Raw genomic sequence first — 25,973 nt, 5'->3', positions numbered from 1 at the left:
CTATAAACAAAATGACCGGAAGGGGTTATAAGGATGAATAAGATGACAGAGAATCTCGGAGCGGAGAAGTCACATCATGTACCAGCCATCAAGGAAATGAAAGTGATCCCGGTGGCAGGCCGTGACAGCATGCTGCTCAATTTGAGCGGCGCACATGGTCCGTATTTCACACGTAATATCGTCATCCTTAAAGATACGACAGGAGCCATTGGTGTCGGCGAGGTACCTGGAGGGGAAAAAATCAGACAAACGCTTGAACAAGCAAAAACATTCGTGATCGGTGAATCGATAGCTTCTTACCAAGCTATTCTTCAACAAGTGAGACGGCAATTTGGTCACCAGGATGCAGGAGGTCGCGGAGAGCAGACCTTTGATTTGCGTACGACCATCCATGCTGTGACTGCTCTGGAAGCAGCGTTGCTCGATTTGCTCGGGAAATTCCTGCGTGTACCAGTTGCGGCACTTCTCGGGGAAGGGCAGCAGCGCAGCGAGGTCGATGTACTTGGATACTTATTTTATATTGGCGACCGTAAGCAGACGGAGCTTGCATATAAAGAAGAACAAGATGCGAAATATGATTGGTTTCGTTTACGCAATGAAGAAGCACTTACGCCAGAAGCGATTGTACATCTTGCGGAGGCTAGCTTTGAGAAATATGGATTCCAGGATTTCAAGCTGAAGGGCGGTGTGTTTGCTGGTGAAGAAGAAATGCTAGCAATAGAGGCTCTGGCCAAACGATTCCCGGAAGCACGGATCACGCTCGATCCAAATGGAGCATGGTCATTGAATGAAGCGATTCGTCTGTGCAAGGGCAAGCATGATGTGCTGGCATATGCCGAGGATCCTTGTGGAGCAGAGGATGGCTATTCCTCACGAGAAGTGATGGCAGAATTCCGGAGAGCTACCGGACTGCCAACCGCAACGAATATGATTGCGACCGACTGGCGTCAGATGGGGCATGCGATTCAGTCGCAGGCTGTCGATATACCGCTTGCCGATCCCCATTTCTGGACGATGCAAGGATCGGTCCGGGTCGCTCAGATGTGTGATGAATGGGGGCTGACTTGGGGTTCTCATTCTAATAACCATTTTGATATTTCTTTAGCCATGTTCACCCACACAGCAGCAGCAGCCCCAGGAAACATCACGGCCATCGATACACATTGGATCTGGCAGGATGGCCAAAGACTGACAAAAGAACCGTATGAGATCACCAAGGGAAAACTGTCCATTCCGGACAAACCAGGCCTAGGAATCGAAATCGATATAGAGCAAGTGGAAAAAGCGCATCAGCTGTATAAGACGATGGGACTTGGTGCTCGGAATGATAGCATAGCGATGCAGTATCTCATAAAAGATTGGAAGTTCAACAACAAGAAACCTTGCCTTGTCCGATGAGTGATCCGGAGCCGTTTCTTAGCTGAGCGGCTCTTTTGTATGCGTTTGTAATTTCGGTATATTCCCAGTATCATAGATTTATCACATATTAAAGGTGTTGGACATTGATGGAGAGAGACCCATTTCAAATGAATGTGGAGAACGTCAACAGAAAAACATTATCCAAGCAAGTGGTGGAGCGGATTTTGCATCTGTTATCAAGCGGCCAGCTGAAGCCGGGTGATAAACTGCCAACCGAAGCAGAATTCATCGCGATCCTCGGTGTGAGCCGGACTGTTTTGCGAGAAGCTTTGAGTGCATTGGAAACACTCGGCATCATAACACGTAAGACTAGGGAGGGCACCTACTTCAACCTGAAAGTCGGCGCAGCTCCTTTTGCCGACATGCTGAATTTAGCTAGTGACAATATCCAGGCAATCATTGAAGCAAGGCTTGTGTTGGAGCTTGGTCTGGTTACCATCGCAACGGAGAAAATCACGGATGATCAACTGGCGGATTTGTATAAAACAATTGTGGAAATCGAAGAGTCAACAGACAATAACTATGGCCAGGCTGATAAACAGTTTCACCAAATCATTGCTTTAAGCGCCAATAATCTGATATTGGATGGCATGATCCAATCGTTGCTTTTATACCACGCGAAGATCAACAATCATATCATCGTAAGGGAAAAAGAAAAGACAATTGCATATCATAAACGTATTTATGAAGCTTTAAAAGAGAGAGATGCGTACAAAGCATACACCGCAATGCATGATCACTTGCGCTTCGTCCAGAAAAAAATCTTGGAGGGGCAGCAGGAAAAACAGGGGGAATAGAAAGAAGCAGCGGTTCCGCAGCCGCTGCTTCTTTTATGTTTATTCGTTATCGGATTCTTCTTCATTCAATTCAAACAAGTGATCTAAGTATGGCTCCAGCTCGAATGTATTTTCCTCGACATATGTTGTGAAAACGTCTTTTGTTAATGAACTCATGATTTGAATCCTCCTTGTGATTGGCTTTGTAATTATAGAATACCCAATCTAGCAATCTGCTAATCATACAAATTTTGGTTAGGAGGACATTTTGGAATGACGGAAGTTCCGTTTGATTGAAAGGAACTGCATCACGATCATCAAGAGATTCACAGCAATCAAGACAAAAATGGAGGAAGAAAAGCTGCCAGTCATATCATTGACCGCCCCGAGGATGATCGGACCGAATGATCCAATCACATATCCTACCGCCTGCACCATCGCAGACCATGCTGCTGCTGCTTGGTGTGTGGTAGTCACATCGATCGGCAGCAGCATATTCATCGCGAATAATCCGCCTGCACCAAGTCCGATGAAGCAGGCTGCCAGCCAAGGGACCAAGGATAAGGAAATCATGCCAAAACCGATCAGTTCAAATATTGCTGCTGTCACAAGCCAAAATAGCCGGCTCGGCACCTTTTTCAACAAGTAAGGCAAAGCAAGGTTGGCCGGTACCTGCAGAATCATGAAGATGACAAGCAGGTTAGCTGCGTAAATCTTGCTGTACCCCATGTTTTCTACTATCGGGGGGAGCCAAGCAGTCAATGAATAGAAAATGAATGCCATTCCCCCGAATGAGAAGGTGAGCAGCCAGGCGTTCCATTGGTTCCAAGGCAGCTTTTCCGCGCCACCGAATGTTTGAATGGTGTTGTCTTTCTTTTTTTGAGGTAATACGACGAACACCCAGATGATGATGGCTGCCAGTGCCAATAAAGACCATGCTGCCAGAGCGATTTGCCACGAATCGAACAGATGCTGGATCGGCGCTGCGCCTCCAGAAGCCAAGCCAGCGCCAACTGCCAGCGCAGCAGTATAAATACTGATCATGAAGGCACTATTATCCGGAAAGTATTTTTTGATATATCCGGAAAGCAGCGGACCTGCTGCGGCGATACCAATGCCGGCCAAGAAAGCAGTGATCAGCAGGAATATGGAAGTATGAGTGAAAAAACGTATGACAGTGCCAAGGCCGATGACGGCTAACGACCAGCCGATGACATATTCCAGCGAAAAACGATTAGCCAATTTAGCAGCAACCGGAGAAAAGATACCCATGCAAAGAACAGGTATCGATGTGAGCAAGCTCGCGCTGGAAGCATTCATATTCAGTTCGGACTGAATCGTTTCAATAAGAGGAGAAATGGAATTGATTGCCGGACGAAGATTGAGTGCTGCCACGAATAAAGCGATACCCAACCAAATATATGTTGATTTCTTCACATGCTGGCCCCCCATCTTTGTCAATTATTTCATTGTAAACTTTGTTGGTAGCGGTTGCAATGGAGGTATGTTTAAAACGGAATAAGATTGTGGAAAAATGAAAGAGAATGGAAAGGGGTAAGTGTAATGGGATTGAATCCAAAGATAGAAGCTTTCTTACAGGAAGTGAATGCAAAACCAATAACGCTTGATTCTGTCTCGCCAGAGCAGTTTCGCAATCAGGCCAGAATGCAGGCGGACGGTCCTAAACAAGAAGTGGCGAAGGTAGAGGACCGTGTCATCGATCTGGATGAACGGACTTTGCCAATCAGGGTTTATCGTTCCGCAAATGAAGTGCAGCCCGCACTTGTCTTTTATCACGGCGGCGGCTGGGTTGTCGGCAGTATCGAATCGCATGATAACACTTGCCGCGAGATTGCCAATTTGGCAGATTGCACCGTGATTTCAGTAGATTACCGGCTGGCACCAGAGCATAAGTTTCCAGCTGCTGTCGAAGATGCATATGACTCTTTTCAATGGATAGCGGATCATGCAGATCAGCTTGGAATCGAACAAAGCAGAATTGCTGTCGGCGGAGATAGTGCCGGTGGAAATCTAGCTACTGTCGTATGTCTGCTGGCGGAAGAAAAAAGCAGTCATAAACCAGTATTTCAGCTGCTGCTATATCCATCCACAGGCTATATCGGGGAAGAGCCAGCTTCCATGCGGGAAAATGCAGAAGGATATCTATTGTCCAGGAAACTGATGAATTGGTTCCGTACTCATTACTATAATACAGAGTCAGATAGGGAAAACCCGCTGGCAGCACCGATACATTCGGAATTGCTGCACACGCTTCCGCCGGCAGCAATTTTGACCGCTCAATATGACCCGCTTCGGGATGAGGCGCAGACATATGCGGCCAAGCTGAAGCAGGCGGGCGTCGACGTGTTCAGCAAAAACTATGCAGGCTTGATCCATGGTTTTGCTGGTTTTACAGCGCATGTGGAAGAAGCGCAGCAAGCTGTTGCTGAGGGAGCTGCTGTGTTGAAGGAAACGTTGCATAAATAATGCTTCGATAAGAAATATGTGATGAAAGCGTTGACAATAATTCGCTTACATGATAGATTGTGTTTGTAAGATAACAACAGCATACAACTATCCTTTAGGATTGTTACTGATAAGCAGGCAAAACCTAAATTATATTCCAAAAGCAGGGGCAACTCTGTGTACGGGGTGTAGTTTGGGTTTTTTTGTGTACCAAACCGGCGCTTATCAAAGCAAAAAAGGATAAAGGCGGCACCCTTTATCCTCATCATAATATCCCCGAATGGAGGGTCTATCATGAACCATCGTAAAACAGCAGAAGAAATTTTGCAATTGGTAGGCGGAGAATCGAACGTACAAAGCGTCATTCATTGTATGACACGCCTTCGCTTCAACTTGTACGACAATAGTAAAGCAGATCGTAAAGCGCTGGAACAGGTGGATGGGGTGCTCGGCTCCAATATCAGCGGCTCTCAGTTTCAGCTGATCATCGGCAATGAAGTTCCTAAGGTATATAAAGAACTCACTGCTAACAGCAGTTTAAGTGAGTCGAAGAGTACAGAAAACGAACCCCAACAAAAGAAAAACGTGATCAGCACCATCTTTGACGTCATTTCCGGTGTATTCACACCAATCCTGCCGGCTATCGCTGGTGCCGGTATGATCAAAGGGATTACGGCTTTGCTGCTCACATTGGGTGTACTGCAGGATACATCTCAGACATATCAGATCCTGACAGTTATCGGTGATGGAGCATTTTATTTCTTGCCGATTTTGCTTGCTATCAGTGCAGCGCGTAAATTCGGTTCGAATCCTTATGTGGCTGCTGCAATTGGGGGTGCGATCCTGCACCCGACGCTGACTGGCATGTTTGCAGAAGGAGGAAATATCTCCTTTATAGGTCTGCCGGTGACGATAGCAACCTACTCATCCACTGTCATTCCCATCTTGCTGGCTATCTGGATCGCATCTTATGTGGAAAAATGGATAGACCGCGTCACGCATGCTTCCTTGAAGTTGATTGTTGTTCCGTCGGTAACATTGTTGGTTGTCGTACCTGTCACCTTGATTACGGTTGGTCCGCTTGGAGCGATCATTGGAAACTACTTATCTTCCGGAATGAATTTCATGTTTGAGCATGCCGGTATCTTTGCGACAATCTTGCTTGCAGGTACTTTCTCGCTGGTCATCATCACAGGGATGCATTACGCATTCACGCCGGTCGTCATCAATAGCATTGCAGTGAATGGTTACGACTATATCATCCCTGCTATGTTCCTTGCTAACTTCGGCCAAGCTGGTGCAGCTTTTGCAGTTGCGCTGAAATCGAAAAACAAGAAATTCAAATCGTTGTCCTTTACCACAGCTTTGACAGCCGTGATGGGTGTTACCGAACCAGCTATGTATGGGATTAATATGAAGCTGAAAAAACCGTTCGTCGCTGCCTTGATTGGTTCGGCAATCGGAGGTATCCTATATGGAATTGCCGATGTTAAGGCTTATATTGTAGCAGGAATCGTTGGTATCCCAGGTATTCCAGTTTTGATTGGACCGGAAATCGTTTATGCATTGATTGGACTTGTGCTGGCATTTGTGGCAGCAGCTGTGGTGACATGGATCATCGGATTTGAGGATGTCCTTGATCCAGCTGAAGAAACAACAGAAGAAAAGGCAGCAGATATCGAATCAGATGCAAAAGAAGAGAAAGAATCAGAAGTCATCGCCAGTCCATTGACAGGGGAGATTCATCCTCTTGCAAAAGTAAGTGATCCGACCTTCGCTCAAGAAATCATGGGTAAAGGAACTGCTATCTTCCCGACAAAAGGAGAAGTTGTATCGCCTGTAGACGGAGAAGTGGTCACGCTGTTCGCAACCAAGCATGCCATTGGATTAAAAAGTGAAAATGGCGCTGAGGTGCTGATTCACGTCGGAATTGATACAGTGAAATTGAATGGGGAGCATTTCACCGCTCATATCGCATCCGGTGATAAAGTCAAAAAAGGGCAGAAGCTGCTGAGCTTTGATCTCGAAGCGATTCAAGCTGCCGGATATGACATCATCACACCGGTCATCATTACGAACACTGCCGAGTATGAAGATGTTACAGCACTCGCAGATGGCAGCATCGGCACAGGTGAAGCAATATTGGATTTGGCTGTTCCTGCAGCAACGTCAAAAGAAGCATCCTAAATCGTAAAAGGAGAGATAAATCATGACAAAACAAACATCATTTCCACAAGGATTCCTATGGGGCGGCGCAACTGCGGCCAACCAAATGGAAGGTGGTTTCCATGAAGGCAACAAGGGCTTGAATATCGCTGATGTGCTTCCGGGCGGTAAGGAGCGTTTACGCATCTTGGCGGAGCCTGGCTTCGATTTTGAAATCGATACAGATAAATATACGTATCCGAATCATGAAGCCATCGACTTCTACCATCGCTATAAAGAAGATATTGCCCTATTTGCGGAGATGGGCTTCAAAGTGTTCCGTATGTCCATCGCTTGGACGCGTATCTTCCCTAAAGGTGATGAACTGGAACCGAATGAAGAAGGACTTGCTTTTTATGATCGTGTATTCGATGAATTGATCAAACATGGTATCGAACCTGTCGTTACCATCTCTCACTACGAGATGCCGGTTAATTTGGTAAAAGAATATGGCGGCTGGAAGAACCGTGAAGTAATTACTTTCTTCGATCGTTATGCCAAAGCTGTTCTGGACCGCTATAAAGACAAAGTGAAATATTGGATGACATTCAATGAAATCAACAGCGGTCTTCTCATGCCGATCATGAGCCTTGGATTTTCCATCCAGCCTGGGGAACATAAATATCAATCCGTCGTCCAAGGTCTGCACCATCAGTTCATTGCCAGTGCAAAAGCTGTCCAGTATTGCCACGAAGTGAATCCGGAAGCACAAATTGGCTGCATGATCATTTATGCACCAGTCTATTCTTACGACAGCAAGCCGGAGAATGTTTTCTATGCTGATCAGGAAGCTCGCCTGTTCAACAACTATTGTGGAGATGTGATGGTGCGCGGTGCTTACCCAGCCTTCGCAAAACGTTTCTTCAAAGAGCAAGGAGTGGAGCTGCAAATGGAAGAAGGCGATTTGGAGACAATCCAAGCAGGAACCGTCGATTACATCGGCTTCAGCTATTACATGTCCCGTACAGAGAAATTGGAAAAGAGCGAGGAAGAAAAGGCACAAGGCAATATCATGTCTGGCGTGAAAAACCCATTCCTGAAAGCAAGCGACTGGGGCTGGGAAATCGATCCTTTGGGATTGCGAATTGCACTGAACGATATGTATGATCGATACCAAATACCGTTATTCATCGTAGAAAATGGACTTGGAGCATACGATAAAGTAGAAGCAGATGGAAGTATCAATGATGATTACCGTATTGCATACATGCGTGATCATATCAATGCGATGGGAGAAGCAATCGAGGATGGTGTTGACTTGATGGGATACACCAGCTGGGGCTGCATCGACTTGGTCAGTGCATCAACTGGGGAGTACTCCAAGCGCTATGGTTTCATTTATGTCGATAAACATGATGATGGGAGCGGTACATTGGAACGGAGCCGGAAAAAATCGTTCCATTGGTATAAACAAGTTATCGACACAAATGGGGCAGTACTTTAAGCAGTAGAAAAACCTTATCCCTGAAAAAACATAAAAGAGGCATGCGTCCACGTGGACGCATGCCTCTTGTTCATTCCATCTTGAATTTCAGGAATAATTCATTATATTTAGCGAGATTCTCTTGACCAAGATTCTCATATACTTCCAAACGATCCGTCAACTCTGTCGGCGGGTAGAAGCGTTCATCATTCACCATTTCCTCCGGCATATACTGCAATGCTTCTTTGTTCGGAGTGGAATAGCTCACATATTCGGTATTTTGTGCAGCTACCTCTGGGTCGAGCATGAAGTTGATGAACGCATGGGCAGCGTCGACATTTTGAGCTGTCTTTGGAATGACCATGTTATCGAACCATAAATTGGATCCTTCTTCCGGCACGACATAGTCAAGATCCTCATTTTCGGCCATGATCTCAGAAGCATCGCCGGACCATGTTATCCCAATGGAGACTTCACCGGAAGCCATAAGCAGTTTGTTTTCATCCCCAAGCAGCGCCCTGACATTCGGTTTCAAGCTGACAAGCTTGTCATAAGCTTCTTGCAGATGATCCGGGTCGGTATCGTTGAGGGAGTAATGCAGGCTATTCAGTCCCATTCCCATGATCTCACGCGCTCCATCAATCAGTACGATTTGATTCTTCAAAGCAGGATCCCAAAGATCTTCCCAGCTGTTAAAATCGATACCATCAATCTTCTTCGTGTTGTATACAATACCAACGGTTCCCCAGAAGTAAGGTACGGAATATTCATTTCCAGGGTCGAAAGACAGATCCATGAAGCGGGGATCGATATTCTTCAGGTTGGGTATCTTGCTGTGATCGATCGGCAGCAGCAGATCTTCTTCCTTCATTTTTTCAATCGTATACTCAGAAGGGACCGCAACATCATAGCTAGTCCCGCCTTGCTGGATCTTTGTCATCATCGCTTCATTCGAATCGAATGTTTCATAGACGACAGTGATGCCTGTTTCTTTTTCGAATGCGTCGATCACTTCAGGATCAATATAATCGCCCCAGTTATAAACGGTGAGCGTATTGCCGCCAGAGTAACCTTGTGATGCATTCAAACGCGAAATCGTAACCAGCAGGATAGCACTCACAGCAATGATCACAATGGCTAAACGTATCAGCTGCTTCATTTGAGCACCTCCAAGTCAGGCGATTTCTTACCGCGTCGGGTAATGAAATAATAAATGACGACAATCAGCATCGTCACAAGGAAAATGATTGCTGACAGTGCATTGATGCTCAAGGAAATGCCTTGTCTGGCAAGGGAATAAATCTCAACAGACAATGTTGTGAAGCCGTTCCCTGTCACAAAGAATGTAACAGCAAAATCATCCAGTGAATAAGTCAGCGCCATGAAGAAGCCGGCGAATATGCCAGGTGTGATATAAGGAATCACTACTTTTGTAACGACTTCCCAGCGTGATGCACCAAGATCTCTTGCAGCATCCAGCAAAGAAGGGCTCATCTCGGACAGCTTTGGCAGTACCATCAAGACAACGATCGGGATACTGAAAGCGATATGCGATAGCAGTACCGAATAAAAGCCAAGCTGAATGCCGGCAATCGTGAACAGGATCAGGAAGGAAGCGCCGATGATGACATCAGGACTTACAATCAGGATATTATTCAATGACAGCAAAGCATCCTTCGTCCTGCTGGATTGTATTTTGTAAATCATCATTGCACCGAGCACACCGATGACCGTTGAGATCAAAGCCGAAAGCAGGGCAATGACGATGGTATTCAATACGATGATCAAAAGACGGGTATCCTGGAACAGCTCTTTGTACCAGTCAAATGTAAAACTCTCGAAGTCATACATATTGCCGCCGCTGTTGAACGAATAAAATATCAAGTAAAAAATAGGCAGATACAACAGCGCGAACATGAGTATCAGAAAAATCCGTGACAGGGGAGAAATTCTCTTATCCACGTGCTCTCCTCCTTTTCGTTCCAGTTGCGAACATGACGATGAACATGAAAATGATCAGGAAGACAGCAATCGTCGATCCCATGCCCCAATTCTGTGTAACAAGGAACTGCTGCTCGATTGCCGTACCGAGTGTGATCACTTGGCTGCCGGCAATCAGACGTGTCAGCATGAACAATGATAGTGCCGGGATGAACGTAATCTGACAGCCTGCTTTCACACCGTCGATCGTCAATGGAAAGACTATTCGGCGGAATGTTGTCCATCTTGACGCTCCCAAGTCATTCGCTGCATCCAGATAAGTTGGATTCAGCTTGTCCAATGCATTGAAAATCGGCAGGATCATGAATGGAATGAAAATATAGACGGATACGAACACAAAACTGAAATCCGTGAACAGGATCTGTTTCGTTCCGATTCCGATTGTTTCCAGAAATTTATTTGCCATGCCATATGTGCCGAAGATGCCTAGGAAAGCATAAGCTTTCAATAATAAGTTGATCCAGCTTGGCACGATGATCAATAACAGCCAAAGCTGCTTATGCTTCAATTTCGTCAGCAAATACGCTATTGGATAAGCAAACAAAAGCGTGATCAATGTAATCAGGAAAGCATACCAAAACGAGCTCAACGTCATCTCCAGATAGATGGGTGTAAAGAAATTCCGGTAGTTGGTTAAAGAGAAATTACCTTCCAAGTCCTGAAAAGAATAGTACAGCACCAGTAAAATCGGTGCGATGACGAAGAAAGCGATCCAGATGACATATGGAATCGTATACAGATTGCGAGTAGTTTTATTCTCCATCGTCGTATGCCTCTAGTCGCTTATCGAATTCTTCCTCCGTCTCATTCAGACGCATGACGTGAATGGCTTCCGGCTCGAAAGCAAGACCGATTTCCTCTCCGACGACTGCTTTCTTCGTGGAATGAACAAGCCATTCATTACCAGCATCATCATAACTGGATATTTCATAATGGACCCCGCGGAATAATTGGGAATCCACTTTTACACGCAAGTTTCCGGCTTCTGCGGTTGTTATATGCAAATCTTCGGGACGGATGACAATTTCAACGGGTTCATTCGGCTGCAGGCCTTGGTCGACACAATCAAAACGTTTGCCGGTGAACTCCACTTCGTAGTCACGGATCATTCGGCCATCAACAATGTTGGATTCCCCGATAAAGTCTGCCACGAATCGGTTGATCGGTTCATCATATATATCGGTCGGCGTACCGCTTTGTTCTATTTTCCCGCTGTTCAGGACGAAAATCTCATCCGAGAGTGCAAGCGCTTCTTCCTGGTCATGTGTCACGAAAATGAAAGTGATGCCAAGCCGCTGCTGCATCTCGCGCAACTCGTATTGCATCTCTGTACGCAGCTTCAAATCCAGAGCGGATAGAGGTTCATCGAGCAAGATAACTTCTGGTTCATTCACGACAGCGCGCGCAATGGCAACACGCTGGCGCTGCCCGCCCGACATTTCACTGATTTCCCGCTTTTCGTAACCAGCCAAGTTCACAAAGCGCAAGGCTTCTTTTACTTTCTCGTCAATCTGCTTTTGCGGCATCTTCTTGATACGCAGACCAAAAGCAACATTTTCATATACATTCAGATGGGGGAACAGGGCATAGTCCTGGAATACAGTATTCACGGATCGTTTATTGGCAGGAATTTTATTCAATGGTTTCCCATCGAACAGCATCTCGCCGGAAGTTGCTTCCGTGAATCCCGCAATCAGACGCAAAATCGTTGTTTTCCCGCATCCTGAAGGTCCTAAAAGGGTATAGAATTTACCACGCTCGATTTCAAAGCTGACGTTATCCAAAACAGTGGTATCTTTATCGTACTGCTTTATCACATTGTTGAATTGAATGATCGGTTTCTTTGTCATTGTCATCTCCCTTGTTTCTTTTCCGTATTTTTGATTCTAAAAATCTTGACGTTCCATTATACGACAAAAAACGGCACGTTGGATAGAATTTTTTTCGGCTGGAACATTTTGATGTATGATACGTATATGTAACTGACCGAGTACTTGTAGAGAGGGTGAAAGTAATGTCTGCCACTAGAATCATGAAGCTGATTACGGGAATCGCTGAAGCCGTCTTGGCAATCCCATTTCTTGGCGGCCTGATCATTTTATCGAATGCCTGGACGCCGCTGATCATCATGCTTGTATTGCACATTCTCACGTTGGTGCTCGCTGTACGGGTACAGGGACCGACTCCTGGCAGTATTGTCGGGATCGTTGCCTCAGCTCTCGGATGGATACCTTTCATCGGCTGGATGCTGCATGCAGCAGCTGCGATCCTATTGCTTCTGGAGGTATTCTCCAGCCGGCTGCAGCGCCGATTATAGTATACCCATTGAGCGAAAAAAGACTGCCAGGAAACGGCAGTCTTTTGCTCGTCAGGCAGCCATTGTGCGGCAAGTGTCAGCACAAGCAAAGCACGCTTTTGCACATTCCTGGCAATGTTCTGCTTCATGCTGCTGGCAGATTTCACCACATGCTTGACAGATTTCAGCACATAATGTACAAATCTGTTCGGCAAACGGGCTGTTTCGCTGCATGGATTGAATGGCATATGCACAAATATCGGCACATTCACGATCCATCCGGATACAGTCAGCCATCATTTTCACGTCATCTTCCAGCAGGCAGGCGTCATAGCATTTATTGCAGGCCTCCATGCAATCCAGGCAAGCTTGGATGCATTTTTCATAATCTGTGTTCATACGACGTCCCTCCTTTGATTGTCATAGCTTTAATTGTTTACCCATACTCGAAAACGCTATAACATGAAATATTACATCTGACCTTAGCTCAAGGAACCACCTTAGCAACTTAGCAGCCTAGGATTTAGGAGGGAGGCCATCCATTTTGATGCAGTGCGGATATCTTCGTCTGTCGAAATGAATACAAAGAATTTGTAAAGCCTGAAGAAAAGGTTAAGACAGCAGCAGCCTCATTAAGATATCTAGCTACCTAAATACTTATGCACCTTTTCGAAGGATGGACGATCTGTATGCAAAAAGACCGAACTTGAGGGCATCATCTTCTTGGATTTGCCTTGAAGTTCGGTTGTTTACTAAACAAATTCACTTTTATCTACTTAATGCGACACACGGATTAAATTTAGGATCGGAGTCTTATTAATAAGGAAGTATAGGTGTTCTAGGAGATAGAAATGAAGCTCCTGGGAAGTCGCCCCAAATCGTACCGCCGACCTCTGGGTTGACATCAAAATCATCCTCGTCACGACCACCGCGGCCACCGCGACTACCGCCTCGACCACCATCGCGACCGTAATAGACTGGTGTGATGTATTGACCAGTAACTCTTCTGCGTCCTAGAAAACTATCCTGTCTTTCTGTCGAATCATTTTTAGGCATTCAGTTCACCACCTTTCTAAAATAGGATATGAATTCAGATTTGAACAGTCACGGCATTTTAAGCAGAGAATTCGTCTAATCTAAGATCAACCTGTAAATGCAATGCCGTAAAAGCTCTCAGGTCCAACCCGTACTGTTCCAACCAAGTTGGATGAAACGAACGCGGTATATGTCAGCTGGCCGCTTGCCGGCGGTGCGACATTGATGTCTGCTGCAACGAAGTTGAATGCCTGCGGTCCGAGAATTTCAAGGTTCAAGTTGGACGAAGCAGAGAAAACAACTGGATCTGATGCCTGTGTGCCGCGGACGACGGTGACACTGACTGTTGTCAGTGCTGGCAGAAGGGGAAGCTGGAACGAGACGATTCCGCTCATCTGTACGCGGATCGGTGTGGTCGTTCCTGCTGTGATCAGTCCGATTTGCCCGAATGCTTGCGGTGTTCCGAGTAATAGGGGAATGGAAATCGAGTTGGAGGTGCTGGCGTTTTGGGATGTTCTTGCATCTAGTACTGTAACCAAGTCTATGTCCTCCTTTCATGAAGAAGATACTATAATATATGAACGTATCTTCCATTTGTAGAGGACAACCATCCTGGTGCAGGTACATCGTTTTCTATCAATCTAGTATGGAAAGGGCTCTTTTATAGAAGCTTTCGGTGTTTTTCCCCATGTTGATCAGTGACCATTGCTGAGTTGCCCAAGCGCTTGCTTGCGCCGATAACTTCTTTTGCAGCTCATTGTCTGCAAGCAGGTGAGCGAGCTTGAGAGCCAGACTCGCAGGATTTCCAGCTTCCGACATCAGACCGGTGACTCCTTCTTCCACCATTTCCGGCAATCCTCCCGCATCACTGACGACCACGGGTACGCCACTGAGCTGTGCCTCCATGACGGAGTGAGGCTGGGTATCCTGCAGGCTTGGCAGCACAAACACATCAGCTGTCTCCAGGAAATCCTTCACATTGGGCACGGAGCCTAATAAGCGGATATCGGATAATAAATCCGCATCCTCCATTTGGTCGGTGAAACGTTTGATTGCCTCTTCGAAACCATCTCCAAGGATCCAGCATTCCCATTCTGTTGTGATTGTCTTTAGCTGTCGCAGCGCTTCGATGAGAACATGGACGCCTTTCAACTGCACCAGTCTGCCGACGAAAAGAATGACCGGTTTCGTTTTACCTGGAATGCGGTCAAGCTGCTGCGGACGGCTGTTGAATGCATGTATATCCATGCCATAAGGAAACTGCACAAAGCGTGCTTCCGGGATCCGATGCTGCTGCATCAAATGATTCTTCGTGATATCTGCTTGCGTATGGATGAATTCGCTGACGTGGCAGCCGATATGTTCCAGCTGCTCATGATATTGATATTCCAAGCTGCTGTATAGTTCTTCATCAGATTTCCTCGGATAAATACCTTGAAGTGCCAGGAAGATCTCCTTCGTCAAATAGCCGTGCACACTCGTTACAAGTGGAACATCATCCGGCTTGATCCTTTCCATGCTGCATGCGGCAATCACGTCTTGTGCATGGATGATGTCATACTTGGAAATATCCAAGGCAAGGGCAGTCATTTCCAAACTATAGCGCAATACTTCCGTTGTATGGATCCAAGATCCGGCTTCAAGATTAGGGTAGGCAGCAGCGAGCTCGGATTCGATGTGTGGGCGGATTTCTGCAACTTTGAATGGGGCACTGTTTCCGAGGATGCGGTACTCGGATGAATCTTCTGTCTGTGCCAGGACATCCACCTCATGACCGACCCGCGTCAGCTCATTCCGGAGATTGTTCACGACAGTCCATAGACCTCCGACATGGGGCAGCGGATAATAGGAAACAAGCAAAATTTTCATAGCGGAACCTGCCTTTACTTTGTTTTGTGATGATTTTCCATCAGCGGAAAGAAACGGGCATCCGGAAGGGTGTAGCCCGCTGGTGTCCGCTTGATCAGTAAGTCGAATTGCTGTTTATCCATCACGATGACTCCTCTTCATGGAATGAAGCATATTTCTCCAGATATTCATCCAGGATTGGCCGATAATACTCTTCGATTGTTTTGATTTCATGCTGTATTTGCGGCTGGAATCTGGATGTGCCGGATTCGGCATGTGAACGGAAATGAATCAGCACTTGATCGATATAATGTATATGGAAGCCTGTAAGGAGCATGCGGAACCACATATCATAATCATGTGTATACAAAAAGCCCGGATTGAAGAGGCCGGTCGTGTCAAAAACTTCTTTTTTTGCGACGACGGTGCAGCCATTGACCGGATTTTCGGTTCGGAAAGACTCATAGACTTCTTTCGCATTGTTAGAAGGAGAGAATCGTTTACCGCACCAAGGAATGAAAACTTGATTGTCTTTATCGATCAAATGGTAGTTTGTGAAACTTACGAGTGCATTGTTTGCAAGCATATAATCCATCTGTACTTGGATCTTTTCCGGTAGGAACATGTCATCCGAACTTAGCCAGGCAATATATTCGCCGGTGCTTTTTTCAATAGCGTGATTCAAGGCAGTTGCAGTACCGCCGTTTTCCTTTCGAATATACGTTATATGATCGAGATACGGATCAAGCTTGTCGGTTTCCGTTGTAGACCCGTCATCAACGAGCAATACTTCTATATTTGGATAAGTTTGATCCAATGCACTTTGAATGGCATGTGGGACGTATTTATCATTGTAAAATGGAATCATGATCGTAACTTTCGGCAGCATGTCAGTCCTCCTCTGATCGTCATTTTATCGCTGCTCCTGCATAAACATGATAAGGATGAACCTTGGGCACGCCTAATGAAGGAGGCAGGACATGAAGGTATTATTTGTGTTTTACGTACCGAGCGGCGGTGTTGAAACACTCAATAGGCAGCGGCGGGCAGCCCTGGAACAAGCAGGAATATCTTCGCATTTTCTGTATTACGGGAAACGGCGCGATTTGGTGAATGATCATGGCGCACCATTATATATCACGAATGAAGATGCCGAAATCAAGCAAATATTCGATACAAATGATTTTGATGCAGCTATCGTAACTTCCGATTTCTTAAGCTTCCCGCGTTTTCGCAGACTTGGTTTCAAAGGGAAACTGATTCTTGAAGTGCAAGGTTTCGGACCGAAGGAATTAGCGTATTCCCAATTGAAGATGGCAGTACCCATCGTCAATAACTATGCCAATGCTTTGCTGCATCCGATGACAGATCATATTGCAGCCATCTATCAGGAGTTTTATCCAAATACACCTACATTCGCATTTGATAATTGCTTCGATGCCAGTGCGTTCAGTTACTTGCCCGGAACAGCTGCTGCCAAGCCGATCATTGCTTGGATCGGCAGGATCGAAGACAACAAAAACTGGCGTGAATTCCTGCAAGTCGGACATAAGCTGCTCACGGAACTGCGTCCGGATCTGCAATTTTATATGTTTCATGATCCATCTTTGGCCGACCCAGCTGAAAATATCGCGTTTGAACAGATGCTGGACAGCTTGCAGCTGAGAGATCATGTCTCCATCCTGCCAGATGTCCCGCATCAGGATATGCCATATTACTTTTCCTTGATTGCCGATTCCGGCGGTTTCCTCCTTGCCACATCCAAAGTCGAAGGAGCCGGGTATGCTGTACTGGAAGCAATCAGCTGCGGCTGTCCAGTCGTTACGACGGATTCAGATGGTGTCCGAAGAGCAGTCATCCATAATGAAACCGGTAAGTATTACAACATAGGCGATATGGAATCTGCCCTTCAGGAAGCGAAGGAAATGATGGAAAATATACAGCTTCGCACGCATATCAGGGAAAATGCCATCCGACACGTGAAGGAGCGTTTCCATTATTCCGCTTATGCGGCATCATTCAAGCAAATGCTGCTGGCACTGGGTGTTCAGGATAACAGTAATGGATAACAGGATTTTTGTTCTTCCAGCATCTCACGGAATGATGGTACAGCGTATGCAGGGGATTTTCTTGTGTTCACGATCGTTCTGTCCATCATTTGGGCGGCGTCCGGAATGATCCGGATGTCGTCTTTTTTGTATACACTTTTGAATAGCAGCAGCAGATCCAGCTTGCTGATCGTATCTTCCGGGCATAGATGATACAAGCCGCTTGTCTGCTGCTGGATGAAAAAGTGGGTAGCTTTGGCTAATTCCAGAGTGGTGACACCATTCCAGAAAACGCGTTCATATCCTTTTATGTCGCCGGTCTGACTCATGAACCAATGAAAGAGGCCGATGCCATCCTCTTTCAATTCAGGGCCGATGATGGATGTGCGGATCGTCAGATGGGGGGCTGCCGTAATCTCGCCAAGCTGTTTGGATTGAGCATAAACAGAAGTGCCATCCCGAAAATCAGCTTCTGTGTAATGTCCCTTGGCACCTGAGAAAACACAATCTGTACTGATCTGGATCAAACGGCCATGCTGCCGTTCCGTGAAAGCAGCCAGCTGGTGGGGAAGCAGGCTGTTGATGCGAAAAGCGAGCAGTGGATCCTCTTCAGCTGCTTTATTCAAGATGCCAGTACAGTTGATTACAATGTCAGGGTGCTCGGATGCGATCAAGTTCTCCAAAGCGCTTGTATCCGTGACATCCAAATAAATGCTGTTCTTATCCGACCGGTCGCGGGAGGTGAAGCGGACATCATATTCCGGCTGTCTGCGCAGGTAGTGATACATCACGTGACCTGCCATTCCTTTGCCTCCGAGGATAAGTATCTTTGTCATCAGATAAAACCACCTTTGGCAAGCATTCTTTTGATTTCATCCTTGGAAAGTAAATTCTGGCTGGAGTTGTAATTCGTGATTTCCACTTTTTTATAACCTTTGTATCTCTCTTTGATTGCCTCGGATTTAATATCTGGCAAGATGACGAAATAGCGCTCATCATAAAGGATGGCGGAGTGGCTTTCATTCACTGTCAAAAGCAACTCATGAATTTTTTCGCCCGGACGGATACCTAAGATATCGAACTCCACATCGGTGCTGCCGGCAGATTCCATCAAGACTTTTGCCAGGTCGGTGATTTTGATCGCAGGCATTTTCATGATGAAAATTTCACCGCCGACGGCTTCGGAAGTGGCTTTGAAAACAAGTTTTATGGCATCTTCGACAGTCAGGAAAAAGCGCGTCATTTCCGGATCCGTTATGCCGATTTTACCCTTTTGCCGGATTGCTTTCTTGAACACATGGATGACACTGCCGTTCGTTCCAAGCACATTCCCGCCGCGGATACAGACGAATGTCGTGTTGGCATGCAATGTGTTGGCATGTGTGATCAAACGTTCTCCCATTGCCTTGGACAAACCATAAAAGTTGGCAGGGTCAGAAGCTTTATCTGTGGATATATAGATGACTTTATCCACATTATGATGAATGGCCGCTTCGATGACGTTCTGGGTTCCGATGACATTCGTCTTGAGCGCTTCCAGTGGCTGATCCTCACAGACTGGCACATGTTTTAAAGCTGCCAAGTGAAAAACATAATCGGCTCCGTCAGTCGCTTCGATCAATGCCTCGCGATCACGGATATCGCCAATTTTGAATTGCAGTTTCGGGTTATTGTTGAATTCTTGCTTCATCGTGAATTGATGGGATTCATTACGGGAGAAGATGCGTATTTCCTTCGGCTCGTGCAGCAGCAGCTGCTTGACAAGCTCATACCCCCAAGAGCCAGTTCCACCCGTAATGAAAATTGTTTTATCCTTATACAATCTCCAAACCTCCTAAAAGAATTTTGATCACTTTATCCGAAACAGCGGGATCTGCATATCCTGCAGGAAAATCCCATTCTTTTGAACTTGCAGCCATGATCATTGCGGAACGCTCGATGGCTTCTGCATCAACGCCGGATACCATATTGCTTCCGCATGCGACTGTTTCAGGGCGCTCAGTCGTTTTCCGGACAGTGACGGTGGGGACTCGGAAAAGACAGCATTCTTCCTGCACGGTGCCGCTATCTGTCAGAGCGAGGAAAGCGTATTTTTCCAAGGTGACGAAATCAAAAAAGCCAAAAGGTTCATAGAATTCAACGAGAGGACTTAGTGTCGATTCATCGGTTTTGGTGATTTTGGACTTTGTCCGCGGATGAATGCTGCAAATCATCCGTTTCTGAAGTTTTTCGGCTGTTTCGCTTAAGCCGAGCAGAATCTCCCGCAGTCGATCAGGATGATCGACATTTTCGGCTCGGTGGATAGTCGTCAGCAGATACTCCTTGTTCTTCAGCTTAAGCTTTTTCAAGATCCTGCTTTTGCGAATGTCAGGTTCATAGTGCTGCAAAACTTCGTAAATCGGGTTGCCGGATACAATCACGCGTTTTGGCGGCAAGCCTTCCCGCAGCAGATTCTCCCTGCTTCCAGGTGTGTAAGGGAGATTGAGACTGGAAATGGCATCGATCACACGTCGGTTTTTCTCTTCCGGCACTTCTAAATCAAAGCAGCGGTTTCCAGCTTCCATGTGGACGACAGGTATATGCATTCGCTCGGCAAGCAATGCGCTCAGTGCACTATTGGTGTCTCCTAAAACGAGTACCTTATCGGGCTGTTCCTCCATCAGGATGGTTTCGATTTCCTTATACATCGTGGCAAGCTGTTCTCCCAGGGTTTGCTGGCTTTGCGACAATATATAATCCGGTTTGCGGATTTGCATCTCAGCGAAGAATACATCACTCAAAGTGGAGGTGTAGTTCTGGCCGGTGTGAACGAGAATATGCTTACCTGCAAGTGAATCCAGCTTTTTGATGATGAGTGACAGCCGGATTATTTCTGGTCTGGTCCCTAAAACAGTTAAAACCTTCACAAATACCCTCCTTTAAATCGGTCTTCATGCAAGCGCATTTACATTGAACAGTATATGGATCGTTTAATAGAAACGATTGGATTGATGCACAGTAACTAGAAAGAATGGCAAGAAGGATACAAACACATATACTGGCTGGGAGGTGATGATCATGGCAAATCGTTCTCGCGTACTTGGAGGGACGAACTGGGGAGGATCCTTTTTGCAAGCTAAACAGTTCCAAATGTCTGTTCCTTCGTCGCAAGTCACAGCGAAGCAGCAGCCTGTCCAAGCAGATAGACCACCTGTGCTTATACCGGCAACACCGATACCGTCCGAACCATACAGGAAGGTATATAACTTTCCGGTCACGGCAAATGAGGATGATTCCAAAACGATATGGATCAATAATCACAGCGTGACGATACCTGACTTGGATATCCTCGCTAGCATCCCGAAAGAGTAAAAGCTTCCCGTCCAAAGCGGGAAGCTTTTTTGCCAGGCACGCACAATTCCGTTCGCCCATATACTGATAGAGCCACAACATCGTGTGTCCGAACAGAGGAGGTAATCCATGAAGATATTGTTGGCAACGTATTGGTCCATTCCACATCTTGGCGGTGTGTGGAATTATATGTCGCAACTGAAGAATCGCTTAGAAGAGTTGGGTCATACCGTAGATATCCTCGGTTACGGCGGAGAGAATTCCTATATACATTTAGTCGGAAAGAATAAAGTGATACCCAAGGAGCGCTGGATTGCCTATGTAACAAGCGTTTTGCCAAGGAGCAAGTACCCGGAAGTTTACGGCAATCACTATATAGAATTCATGGAAACGCAGCGATATGCCTATGAACTAGCTGCAGCTGAATTCGGTTTGCATGAATACGACATCATCCATACGCAGGATGTCATTTCGACGATAGCCTTGGACAGAGTCAAACCGGAGGGGAAACCACATATCGCAACATTGCATGGATTGGTTTCACATGAAATGCGTCACATTTTACAGAGTGCCAAAAGTTTGTCTCCTCATTTAACGGAAGCATATTTTGATCAACTGGAAAGACTGGGTGCGTCGAGTGCAGATAGGACCATTGTGGCAAATGACTGGCTGCGCCATATTTTGGCAGGTGAATACAGTGTCCCGGATGAACAATTCGAAAAGCTGCATTACGGCTATGATATTGGGCGGCTGTTAGAACGGCAAGCATTGCCTGCAGCCATGCAGGTACCAGCTGGAAAAAAGGTCATCATCTATACGGGGCGCTTAATTGAATTGAAAGGAATCGGATATCTGGTCGATGCACTGGCTTCATTGAGAGATCGTCAAGATTGGGTCTGCTGGATTGTCGGGGAAGGCAGGGACAAACAGCAGCTGCAAAATAGGGTGGCGAATGCGGGACTGCAAGGCCATGTATCCTTCCTTGGCAAGCGTGAGGATGTACCAAGTTTATTGAAGCTGGCAGATATATTCGTAAGCCCAAGTTTGATAGATAACCAGCCTTTGAGTGTGATTGAAGCACAACTGAGCGAAAAGGCCGTTATCGTCAGTGATGCGGGAGGATTGCCGGAGATGGTGGATCATGGTGTTACCGGTTTAGTCGTTCCAAAAGCGGATACGGCTGCGTTGCGCAGTGCCATTCAAACGCTGCTGGAGGATGAGCCTTATCGGAACATTCTTGGTGCGCAAGCAAAAGAATGGGGGATGGCGCATTGGTCGATGGAAAACGGTGTGGATCGACTTTTGGATATTTATAAACGACTTGTGCCAAGCAGCTGATAGGGGGGGAGACAATGAAAGCAATCGTAACAGGCGGAGCTGGTTTCATTGGCAGTCATCTCGTAAAGACACTGCTGGAAAAGCAGGTGGAAGTCATCATTTTAGATGATCTCTCAGCAAGCGGCGACGAGCATGAGATGATTCTGAACAACAGCAGGTTGTATCAATACGATGTAAAAAGTGCAGATGCTTACCGGGTGGTCATCGAGGAACAGCCGGATTTTGTCTTTCACCTTGCTGCCCAGGCGGATGTTACCAAAAGTATCTTGGCACCGGTTTACGATGCGGATGTGAATATCGGCGGAACGATCAATATGCTGGAAGCAAGCAGGACCGCTGGTGTAAAGAAATTTATTTTCGCTTCCACGTCAGCAGTCTATGGAGACGTGCAGAAACTTCCGATCACAGAGGATGACCCTGTTTTACCTATTTCGTTTTACGGTATTTCCAAATTGGCGGCAGAACGGTATATACAGCTTTTTCATGACCTGTATCAATTGCCTTATACCATTCTTCGTTATGGAAACGTCTATGGACCAGGGCAAAGGTCCAAAGGGGAAGGCGGAGTCGTTGCTGTATTTCTCGAAAGGCTGAAACGGAGAGAACCAATCATGATACATGGCGATGGTACGCAATCACGTGATTTCATTTATGTCGATGATATTGTTTCAGCAAATATAGCGGCAATGGATCTGGAGCGGAGCGGAATTTTCCATGCCAGCACTGGTACCAGCACATCGATTCTTGATTTGGCAGCATGTTTCCAACAGCTTGAAGCTTCCGTGGATGTCGCATTCACTTCGGAAAGAACTGGTGACATATCTCATAGCTGTTTGAGCAATGAAAAAGCAATCGCAAAAATGAATTGGAAGCCTGCTGTCGATATCTTCGAAGGCATCAAAAAGACATGGCAGCTGTCGTGATTTTCCTTTTTATTAACGTTATGCCCTGCCATTATCCATGATATGTGAATTGATGGTAGGGAGGGGGAGTTTCCGAAAGGAGAATGAAGCTTGGGGAACGACCGAATAAAAGGCGGTTACGATGCGGTATTCAGTCTGGGTGATTTATGCCTCGGTGCAATCCAGCTCCAAAAAAATAACTTGCGTCCTTTTTCCGGTCCGCTCGACTGGATGGGGACGCCGCAGCTGACGAAAGTGAAAGAGCTTTTTGAAAAGCGGTTTGCCGATTTCATGCTGCGGGAAAATCTGCGCATCATTGGAAAAGCGACTGAACAAATGCTGCTCGTACTGGACCAAAACAATCTCGTTTATTCCAATCATGACTTCGATACTGTCCGTAATAGTTTGGAACAACTGCCCATGTACCCATCTGTTAAAGAAAAGCTGGATCGCAGGGTGGATAGACTATGGGATAAACTACTCACAGCTCGGCGTATTTTGTTTGTCAGAACGAATGCTTCAGCAGAAGAAACGGCGGAACTTGCGCAGGTGCTCCGTTCTGTCATTGCCAATGACTTTCGGATTCTAGTCGTCAATCATGGCGCAGTCTCCAGGATTGTGGAGCAAAACTGGCAAATTGATCACGTTTATAGTGTGGAGCTGCCAGACAAAGAGATTTGGGAAGGAAACGATATGCTGTGGAAGCATTTGTTTCAAGGTGTCTACCTAACATGACAGGAGGGGCATATGGAAAAGCGGATCTTGATTACAGGAGCGAGCGGATTCACCGGTCATCATGCCGTGCAGCATTTTCTGGATAAAGGCTTTACCGTCGATGCTGTGATTCGGCGTACAAAGCTTGCGATCATGCATGAAGTATTGCATACACATCGTATCGATCTGAGCGATAAAGCCGTTGTCCATGCATTGCTGGAAGAGACGGAACCAGATTATATCCTTCACTTGGCCGGAGAAAATAGTGTCCCGGAATCTTGGAAAACACCGCTAAAAAGCTGGCGGGCCAATGTGGATTCGACACTTCATCTCGTTGAAGCCGTGAGGGCGCTTGGCCTTAAGGCGCGTGTAGTGATTGCTGGCAGTGTGTTGCAGGATGAACTAGGCAGTGCGGATTCACCGACTCATCCTTATAGTCTCACAAAAACGATGCAGACAACAGTCGGGCTTGCGTGGCAGCATCTTTTTCAAGTCGATGTGATGATTGCCAAGCCATCCAATATTATCGGGCCTGGTGTTTCCAATGGTGTTTGTACACTTTTTGCTAAGCAGTTGAGACAGCTCCAAGCGGATGGCAAATCACAATTTCAAGTTGGCAATGCAGCTGTAACGAGGGATTTCATCGATGTCAGGGATTTAGTGGAAGCGTATGAATTGCTATTTTGCAATGGGACAGCAGGGGAAACATATGAAATCACTTCTGGTCGCTGGGTTTCCTTAGGTGAAGTTCTGTCATTGTTGCGCCAAGTCAGCAGCTATGACTTTGCCATCACTTCTGAAACAGAAGAGGCAATGGCGACGAAGCAGCCGATGAAGGCTGAGAAAATCAGGGCATTAAAGTGGGAGCCCCGCCGTTCCTTGAAAACGTCTTTGACCGATGTATGGCAGTATACAGCTCAATGATAGAATGTTCACAGAATATTTACATGAATTCGGCTTCTTATGAGTTGTAACCAGAATGCGCATACCATATAGTGGACTCATAGGAGGTGTTTATATGGGCATTTTTGATTCCTTCAAAGAGCTTATCGGCAATAAGATAAGTGACATAGCACCAGAAGAACTTGTGAATAAAGCAGGTGAATTGCTTAATGGTGAGCAAGTGACCGAGCAAGCGCAGCAAGCCGTCGATTCAGTGACAGAAGCAGCTGGCGTCGATAATTTGGCAGATCAAGCTGCTGAGCTGACAGAACAAGGGACAGCAGTTGGTCAGGAAGCGATTGACCAAGGCACAGAAGCAGCACAAGGTTTGACAGACCAGGCGAATGACGTGGTCGGAAACTTGACTGAGAAAGCGCAGGGTTTCCTTTCGAATATTACAGATAGACTGAAATAAAAAAAGGCCCTCCCGTTGTGGGAGGGTCTTAATTTTCCTCTTTATCCAGTACAGCTTCCAAAGAAATATCACCGCCGAATAAATCGAGTGCGCTGCCGATCGTATAGCACATTCGATTTCCTGTCAGCTGCCGGAATAAGTCGATATCATCCAAAGAACGTATTCCGCCGGCGTACGTAGCAGGGATAGGCATATGATTTGCCAGATGGGAGACCAGCTTTTCTTGGATGCCATTCCGTTTTCCTTCCACATCCACAGCATGAATCAAGAATTCATCACAAAATGCCGCTAATTTCGTCAGATTCGCCGCATTGACTTCAAAGCTGCTTCGTTTTGTCCAGCGGTCCGTTGCGACAAACCATTTCCCTTCATGATAAGTACAGCTCAGATCGATGACTAGTCTTTCTTTACCGACAGCTTCATGGATTTTATGCAGCCTGTCTTCATCCAGCATGCCATCGTGGAAAATATAAGAAGTGACGATGACGTGGCTTGCTCCGGCTTCAAGATAATCGGCAGCATTTTCAGGGTTTATCCCGCCGCCAATCTGCAAACCTCCGGGGTAAGCCTTCAGTGCCTCCAATGCAGCTTCCTCATTACCAGGACCAAGCATGATGACATGCCCTCCGGTAATGTGCTTTTCCTTGAAAAGACGCGCATAGTAGGCTGAGTCATAGACAGATACAAAATTCTCGATGACTTGATCATGTTGATCTGAGATCGACGAGCCGACAATCTGTTTCACTTGTCCATTATGTAAATCGATGCATGGCCGGAACAACATGGAATCCCTTCTTTCTGTCTATCTATTGCAC

Annotated in this window: 27 protein-coding genes; 13 read left to right on the top strand and 14 right to left on the bottom strand. The window is 46.3% G+C overall.

The features are described from left to right. The first annotated feature begins 33 nt into the window (after window positions 1-33). Complete coding sequence (gudD, locus tag SFC66_RS03630; RefSeq protein WP_411217341.1) at window positions 34-1,398, top strand: glucarate dehydratase; 1,365 nt, start codon at window positions 34-36, stop codon at window positions 1,396-1,398. Between the two features lie 107 nt (window positions 1,399-1,505). Then, window positions 1,506-2,216, top strand: a complete 711-nt coding sequence (locus tag SFC66_RS03625; RefSeq protein WP_411217340.1) for a FadR/GntR family transcriptional regulator — start codon at window positions 1,506-1,508, stop codon at window positions 2,214-2,216. A 234-nt stretch (window positions 2,217-2,450) separates the two neighbouring features. Here SFC66_RS03625 and SFC66_RS03620 read toward each other — a convergent pair whose 3' ends face one another. Beyond that, window positions 2,451-3,632, bottom strand: coding sequence for an MFS transporter (locus SFC66_RS03620; protein WP_411217339.1), 1,182 nt, complete (start codon window positions 3,630-3,632; stop codon window positions 2,451-2,453). Window positions 3,633-3,758: 126 nt separating this feature from the next. Between SFC66_RS03620 and SFC66_RS03615 the strand changes: the two genes are divergently transcribed. The 3 genes from SFC66_RS03615 (at window position 3,759) to SFC66_RS03605 (ending at window position 8,310) form a co-directional block, all read left to right on the top strand. Beyond that, window positions 3,759-4,682, top strand: coding sequence for an alpha/beta hydrolase (locus SFC66_RS03615; protein WP_411217338.1), 924 nt, complete (start codon window positions 3,759-3,761; stop codon window positions 4,680-4,682). Between the two features lie 273 nt (window positions 4,683-4,955). Next, window positions 4,956-6,848 (top strand): beta-glucoside-specific PTS transporter subunit IIABC, encoded by a 1,893-nt coding sequence (locus SFC66_RS03610; RefSeq protein WP_411217337.1) that lies wholly within the window; start codon window positions 4,956-4,958, stop codon window positions 6,846-6,848. Window positions 6,849-6,870: 22 nt separating this feature from the next. Further along, entirely contained in the window at window positions 6,871-8,310 is a 1,440-nt protein-coding gene (locus tag SFC66_RS03605) for a glycoside hydrolase family 1 protein (protein ID WP_411217336.1), read from the top strand. 70 nt (window positions 8,311-8,380) lie between these two features. Here the strand turns inward: SFC66_RS03605 and SFC66_RS03600 are convergent, their stop codons facing one another. Genes SFC66_RS03600 through SFC66_RS03585 form a run of 4 tightly spaced genes read right to left on the bottom strand, consistent with a single transcriptional unit; the run spans window position 8,381 to window position 12,140 of the window. Then, window positions 8,381-9,448, bottom strand: coding sequence for an ABC transporter substrate-binding protein (locus tag SFC66_RS03600; RefSeq protein WP_411217335.1), 1,068 nt, complete (start codon window positions 9,446-9,448; stop codon window positions 8,381-8,383). After that, window positions 9,445-10,251 carry an ABC transporter permease gene (locus SFC66_RS03595; protein WP_411217334.1) on the bottom strand — a complete coding sequence of 269 codons (807 nt, stop codon included), beginning with the start codon at window positions 10,249-10,251 and terminating at the stop codon, window positions 9,445-9,447. Before SFC66_RS03595 ends, SFC66_RS03600 begins: the two co-directional genes overlap by 4 nt. Beyond that, the gene (locus tag SFC66_RS03590; protein ID WP_411217333.1) at window positions 10,244-11,053 is read right to left on the bottom strand and encodes an ABC transporter permease; all 810 of its coding nucleotides are present in this window, start codon (window positions 11,051-11,053) and stop codon (window positions 10,244-10,246) included. The genes SFC66_RS03595 and SFC66_RS03590 overlap by 8 nt, the downstream gene beginning before the upstream one ends. Next, entirely contained in the window at window positions 11,043-12,140 is a 1,098-nt protein-coding gene (locus SFC66_RS03585; protein WP_411217332.1) for an ABC transporter ATP-binding protein, read from the bottom strand. Before SFC66_RS03585 ends, SFC66_RS03590 begins: the two co-directional genes overlap by 11 nt. A gap of 164 nt (window positions 12,141-12,304) precedes the next feature. Here SFC66_RS03585 and SFC66_RS03580 point away from each other — a divergent pair, with 164 nt between their 5' ends. After that, window positions 12,305-12,607 (top strand): hypothetical protein, encoded by a 303-nt coding sequence (locus SFC66_RS03580; RefSeq protein WP_411217331.1) that lies wholly within the window; start codon window positions 12,305-12,307, stop codon window positions 12,605-12,607. Window positions 12,608-12,658: 51 nt separating this feature from the next. Here SFC66_RS03580 and SFC66_RS03575 read toward each other — a convergent pair whose 3' ends face one another. From SFC66_RS03575 to SFC66_RS03555, 5 genes are all read right to left on the bottom strand, one after another. After that, entirely contained in the window at window positions 12,659-12,985 is a 327-nt protein-coding gene (locus SFC66_RS03575; RefSeq protein ID WP_411217330.1) for a four-helix bundle copper-binding protein, read from the bottom strand. Between the two features lie 417 nt (window positions 12,986-13,402). Then, on the bottom strand, window positions 13,403-13,642 hold the full coding sequence (locus SFC66_RS03570; RefSeq protein WP_411217329.1) for a hypothetical protein: 240 nt from the start codon (window positions 13,640-13,642) through the stop codon (window positions 13,403-13,405). A gap of 86 nt (window positions 13,643-13,728) precedes the next feature. Then, window positions 13,729-14,160 (bottom strand): hypothetical protein, encoded by a 432-nt coding sequence (locus SFC66_RS03565; RefSeq protein ID WP_411217328.1) that lies wholly within the window; start codon window positions 14,158-14,160, stop codon window positions 13,729-13,731. Window positions 14,161-14,257: 97 nt separating this feature from the next. After that, the gene (locus tag SFC66_RS03560) at window positions 14,258-15,490 is read right to left on the bottom strand and encodes a glycosyltransferase family 4 protein (RefSeq protein WP_411217327.1); all 1,233 of its coding nucleotides are present in this window, start codon (window positions 15,488-15,490) and stop codon (window positions 14,258-14,260) included. 121 nt (window positions 15,491-15,611) lie between these two features. Continuing rightward, window positions 15,612-16,358: a glycosyltransferase family 2 protein gene (locus SFC66_RS03555; protein ID WP_411217326.1), complete on the bottom strand. Its 747-nt coding sequence runs from the start codon at window positions 16,356-16,358 to the stop codon at window positions 15,612-15,614. A gap of 91 nt (window positions 16,359-16,449) precedes the next feature. Between SFC66_RS03555 and SFC66_RS03550 the strand changes: the two genes are divergently transcribed. After that, window positions 16,450-17,538, top strand: coding sequence for a glycosyltransferase family 4 protein (locus SFC66_RS03550; RefSeq protein ID WP_411217325.1), 1,089 nt, complete (start codon window positions 16,450-16,452; stop codon window positions 17,536-17,538). Here SFC66_RS03550 and SFC66_RS03545 read toward each other — a convergent pair. The 3 genes from SFC66_RS03545 to wecB are packed head-to-tail and all read right to left on the bottom strand — an operon-like array spanning window position 17,517 to window position 20,423. After that, the gene (locus SFC66_RS03545) at window positions 17,517-18,353 is read right to left on the bottom strand and encodes a dTDP-4-dehydrorhamnose reductase family protein (RefSeq protein ID WP_411217324.1); all 837 of its coding nucleotides are present in this window, start codon (window positions 18,351-18,353) and stop codon (window positions 17,517-17,519) included. The two genes, SFC66_RS03550 and SFC66_RS03545, sit on opposite strands and share 22 nt — an antisense overlap. Further along, window positions 18,353-19,339: a polysaccharide biosynthesis protein gene (locus SFC66_RS03540; protein WP_411217323.1), complete on the bottom strand. Its 987-nt coding sequence runs from the start codon at window positions 19,337-19,339 to the stop codon at window positions 18,353-18,355. The genes SFC66_RS03545 and SFC66_RS03540 overlap by 1 nt, the downstream gene beginning before the upstream one ends. Next, the gene (gene wecB / locus SFC66_RS03535; protein WP_411217322.1) at window positions 19,332-20,423 is read right to left on the bottom strand and encodes a non-hydrolyzing UDP-N-acetylglucosamine 2-epimerase; all 1,092 of its coding nucleotides are present in this window, start codon (window positions 20,421-20,423) and stop codon (window positions 19,332-19,334) included. Before wecB ends, SFC66_RS03540 begins: the two co-directional genes overlap by 8 nt. 151 nt (window positions 20,424-20,574) lie before the next feature. Here wecB and SFC66_RS03530 point away from each other — a divergent pair, with 151 nt between their 5' ends. The 6 genes from SFC66_RS03530 to SFC66_RS03505 all read left to right on the top strand — a co-directional run bounded on the left by SFC66_RS03530 (window position 20,575) and on the right by SFC66_RS03505 (window position 25,158). Beyond that, entirely contained in the window at window positions 20,575-20,868 is a 294-nt protein-coding gene (locus SFC66_RS03530) for a hypothetical protein (RefSeq protein ID WP_411217321.1), read from the top strand. A gap of 108 nt (window positions 20,869-20,976) precedes the next feature. Next, a complete protein-coding gene (locus tag SFC66_RS03525; protein ID WP_411217320.1) occupies window positions 20,977-22,185 on the top strand; it encodes a glycosyltransferase family 4 protein in 1,209 nt (402 codons plus the stop codon). Between the two features lie 14 nt (window positions 22,186-22,199). After that, window positions 22,200-23,108: an NAD-dependent epimerase/dehydratase family protein gene (locus tag SFC66_RS03520; RefSeq protein WP_411217319.1), complete on the top strand. Its 909-nt coding sequence runs from the start codon at window positions 22,200-22,202 to the stop codon at window positions 23,106-23,108. A 90-nt stretch (window positions 23,109-23,198) separates the two neighbouring features. After that, on the top strand, window positions 23,199-23,822 hold the full coding sequence (locus SFC66_RS03515; protein ID WP_411217318.1) for a DUF1796 family putative cysteine peptidase: 624 nt from the start codon (window positions 23,199-23,201) through the stop codon (window positions 23,820-23,822). Window positions 23,823-23,834: 12 nt separating this feature from the next. Beyond that, complete coding sequence (locus SFC66_RS03510) at window positions 23,835-24,725, top strand: NAD-dependent epimerase/dehydratase family protein (protein WP_411217317.1); 891 nt, start codon at window positions 23,835-23,837, stop codon at window positions 24,723-24,725. A gap of 94 nt (window positions 24,726-24,819) precedes the next feature. Next, window positions 24,820-25,158 (top strand): hypothetical protein, encoded by a 339-nt coding sequence (locus SFC66_RS03505; RefSeq protein WP_411217316.1) that lies wholly within the window; start codon window positions 24,820-24,822, stop codon window positions 25,156-25,158. Window positions 25,159-25,186: 28 nt separating this feature from the next. Here SFC66_RS03505 and hisA read toward each other — a convergent pair whose 3' ends face one another. Continuing rightward, complete coding sequence (gene hisA, locus SFC66_RS03500) at window positions 25,187-25,942, bottom strand: phosphoribosylformimino-5-aminoimidazole carboxamide ribotide isomerase (RefSeq protein ID WP_411217315.1); 756 nt, start codon at window positions 25,940-25,942, stop codon at window positions 25,187-25,189. Window positions 25,943-25,973: the final 31 nt, after the last annotated feature.

The organism is Terribacillus saccharophilus (assembly GCF_046592895.1).
GTDB lineage: Bacteria > Bacillota > Bacilli > Bacillales > Amphibacillaceae > Terribacillus > Terribacillus saccharophilus_D.
The sequence above is the reverse complement of the archived record's forward strand: the minus strand, read 5'-3'. Positions and strand labels throughout refer to the sequence as shown.

Coding starts and splice junctions, on each gene's coding strand:
- SFC66_RS03545 (WP_411217324.1), bottom strand. CDS start 18,353: ATGACAAAGATACTTATCCTCGGAGGCAAAGGAATGGCAGGTCACGTG.
- SFC66_RS03615 (WP_411217338.1), top strand. CDS start 3,759: ATGGGATTGAATCCAAAGATAGAAGCTTTCTTACAGGAAGTGAATGCA.
- hisA (WP_411217315.1), bottom strand. CDS start 25,942: ATGTTGTTCCGGCCATGCATCGATTTACATAATGGACAAGTGAAACAG.
- SFC66_RS03585 (WP_411217332.1), bottom strand. CDS start 12,140: ATGACAAAGAAACCGATCATTCAATTCAACAATGTGATAAAGCAGTAC.
- SFC66_RS03555 (WP_411217326.1), bottom strand. CDS start 16,358: ATGCTGCCGAAAGTTACGATCATGATTCCATTTTACAATGATAAATAC.
- gudD (WP_411217341.1), top strand. CDS start 34: ATGAATAAGATGACAGAGAATCTCGGAGCGGAGAAGTCACATCATGTA.
- SFC66_RS03610 (WP_411217337.1), top strand. CDS start 4,956: ATGAACCATCGTAAAACAGCAGAAGAAATTTTGCAATTGGTAGGCGGA.
- SFC66_RS03525 (WP_411217320.1), top strand. CDS start 20,977: ATGAAGATATTGTTGGCAACGTATTGGTCCATTCCACATCTTGGCGGT.
- SFC66_RS03505 (WP_411217316.1), top strand. CDS start 24,820: ATGGGCATTTTTGATTCCTTCAAAGAGCTTATCGGCAATAAGATAAGT.
- SFC66_RS03590 (WP_411217333.1), bottom strand. CDS start 11,053: ATGGAGAATAAAACTACTCGCAATCTGTATACGATTCCATATGTCATC.
- SFC66_RS03550 (WP_411217325.1), top strand. CDS start 16,450: ATGAAGGTATTATTTGTGTTTTACGTACCGAGCGGCGGTGTTGAAACA.
- SFC66_RS03560 (WP_411217327.1), bottom strand. CDS start 15,490: ATGAAAATTTTGCTTGTTTCCTATTATCCGCTGCCCCATGTCGGAGGT.
- SFC66_RS03510 (WP_411217317.1), top strand. CDS start 23,835: ATGGAAAAGCGGATCTTGATTACAGGAGCGAGCGGATTCACCGGTCAT.
- SFC66_RS03600 (WP_411217335.1), bottom strand. CDS start 9,448: ATGAAGCAGCTGATACGTTTAGCCATTGTGATCATTGCTGTGAGTGCT.
- SFC66_RS03605 (WP_411217336.1), top strand. CDS start 6,871: ATGACAAAACAAACATCATTTCCACAAGGATTCCTATGGGGCGGCGCA.
- SFC66_RS03575 (WP_411217330.1), bottom strand. CDS start 12,985: ATGAACACAGATTATGAAAAATGCATCCAAGCTTGCCTGGATTGCATG.
- SFC66_RS03625 (WP_411217340.1), top strand. CDS start 1,506: ATGGAGAGAGACCCATTTCAAATGAATGTGGAGAACGTCAACAGAAAA.
- SFC66_RS03580 (WP_411217331.1), top strand. CDS start 12,305: ATGTCTGCCACTAGAATCATGAAGCTGATTACGGGAATCGCTGAAGCC.
- SFC66_RS03530 (WP_411217321.1), top strand. CDS start 20,575: ATGGCAAATCGTTCTCGCGTACTTGGAGGGACGAACTGGGGAGGATCC.
- SFC66_RS03570 (WP_411217329.1), bottom strand. CDS start 13,642: ATGCCTAAAAATGATTCGACAGAAAGACAGGATAGTTTTCTAGGACGC.
- SFC66_RS03520 (WP_411217319.1), top strand. CDS start 22,200: ATGAAAGCAATCGTAACAGGCGGAGCTGGTTTCATTGGCAGTCATCTC.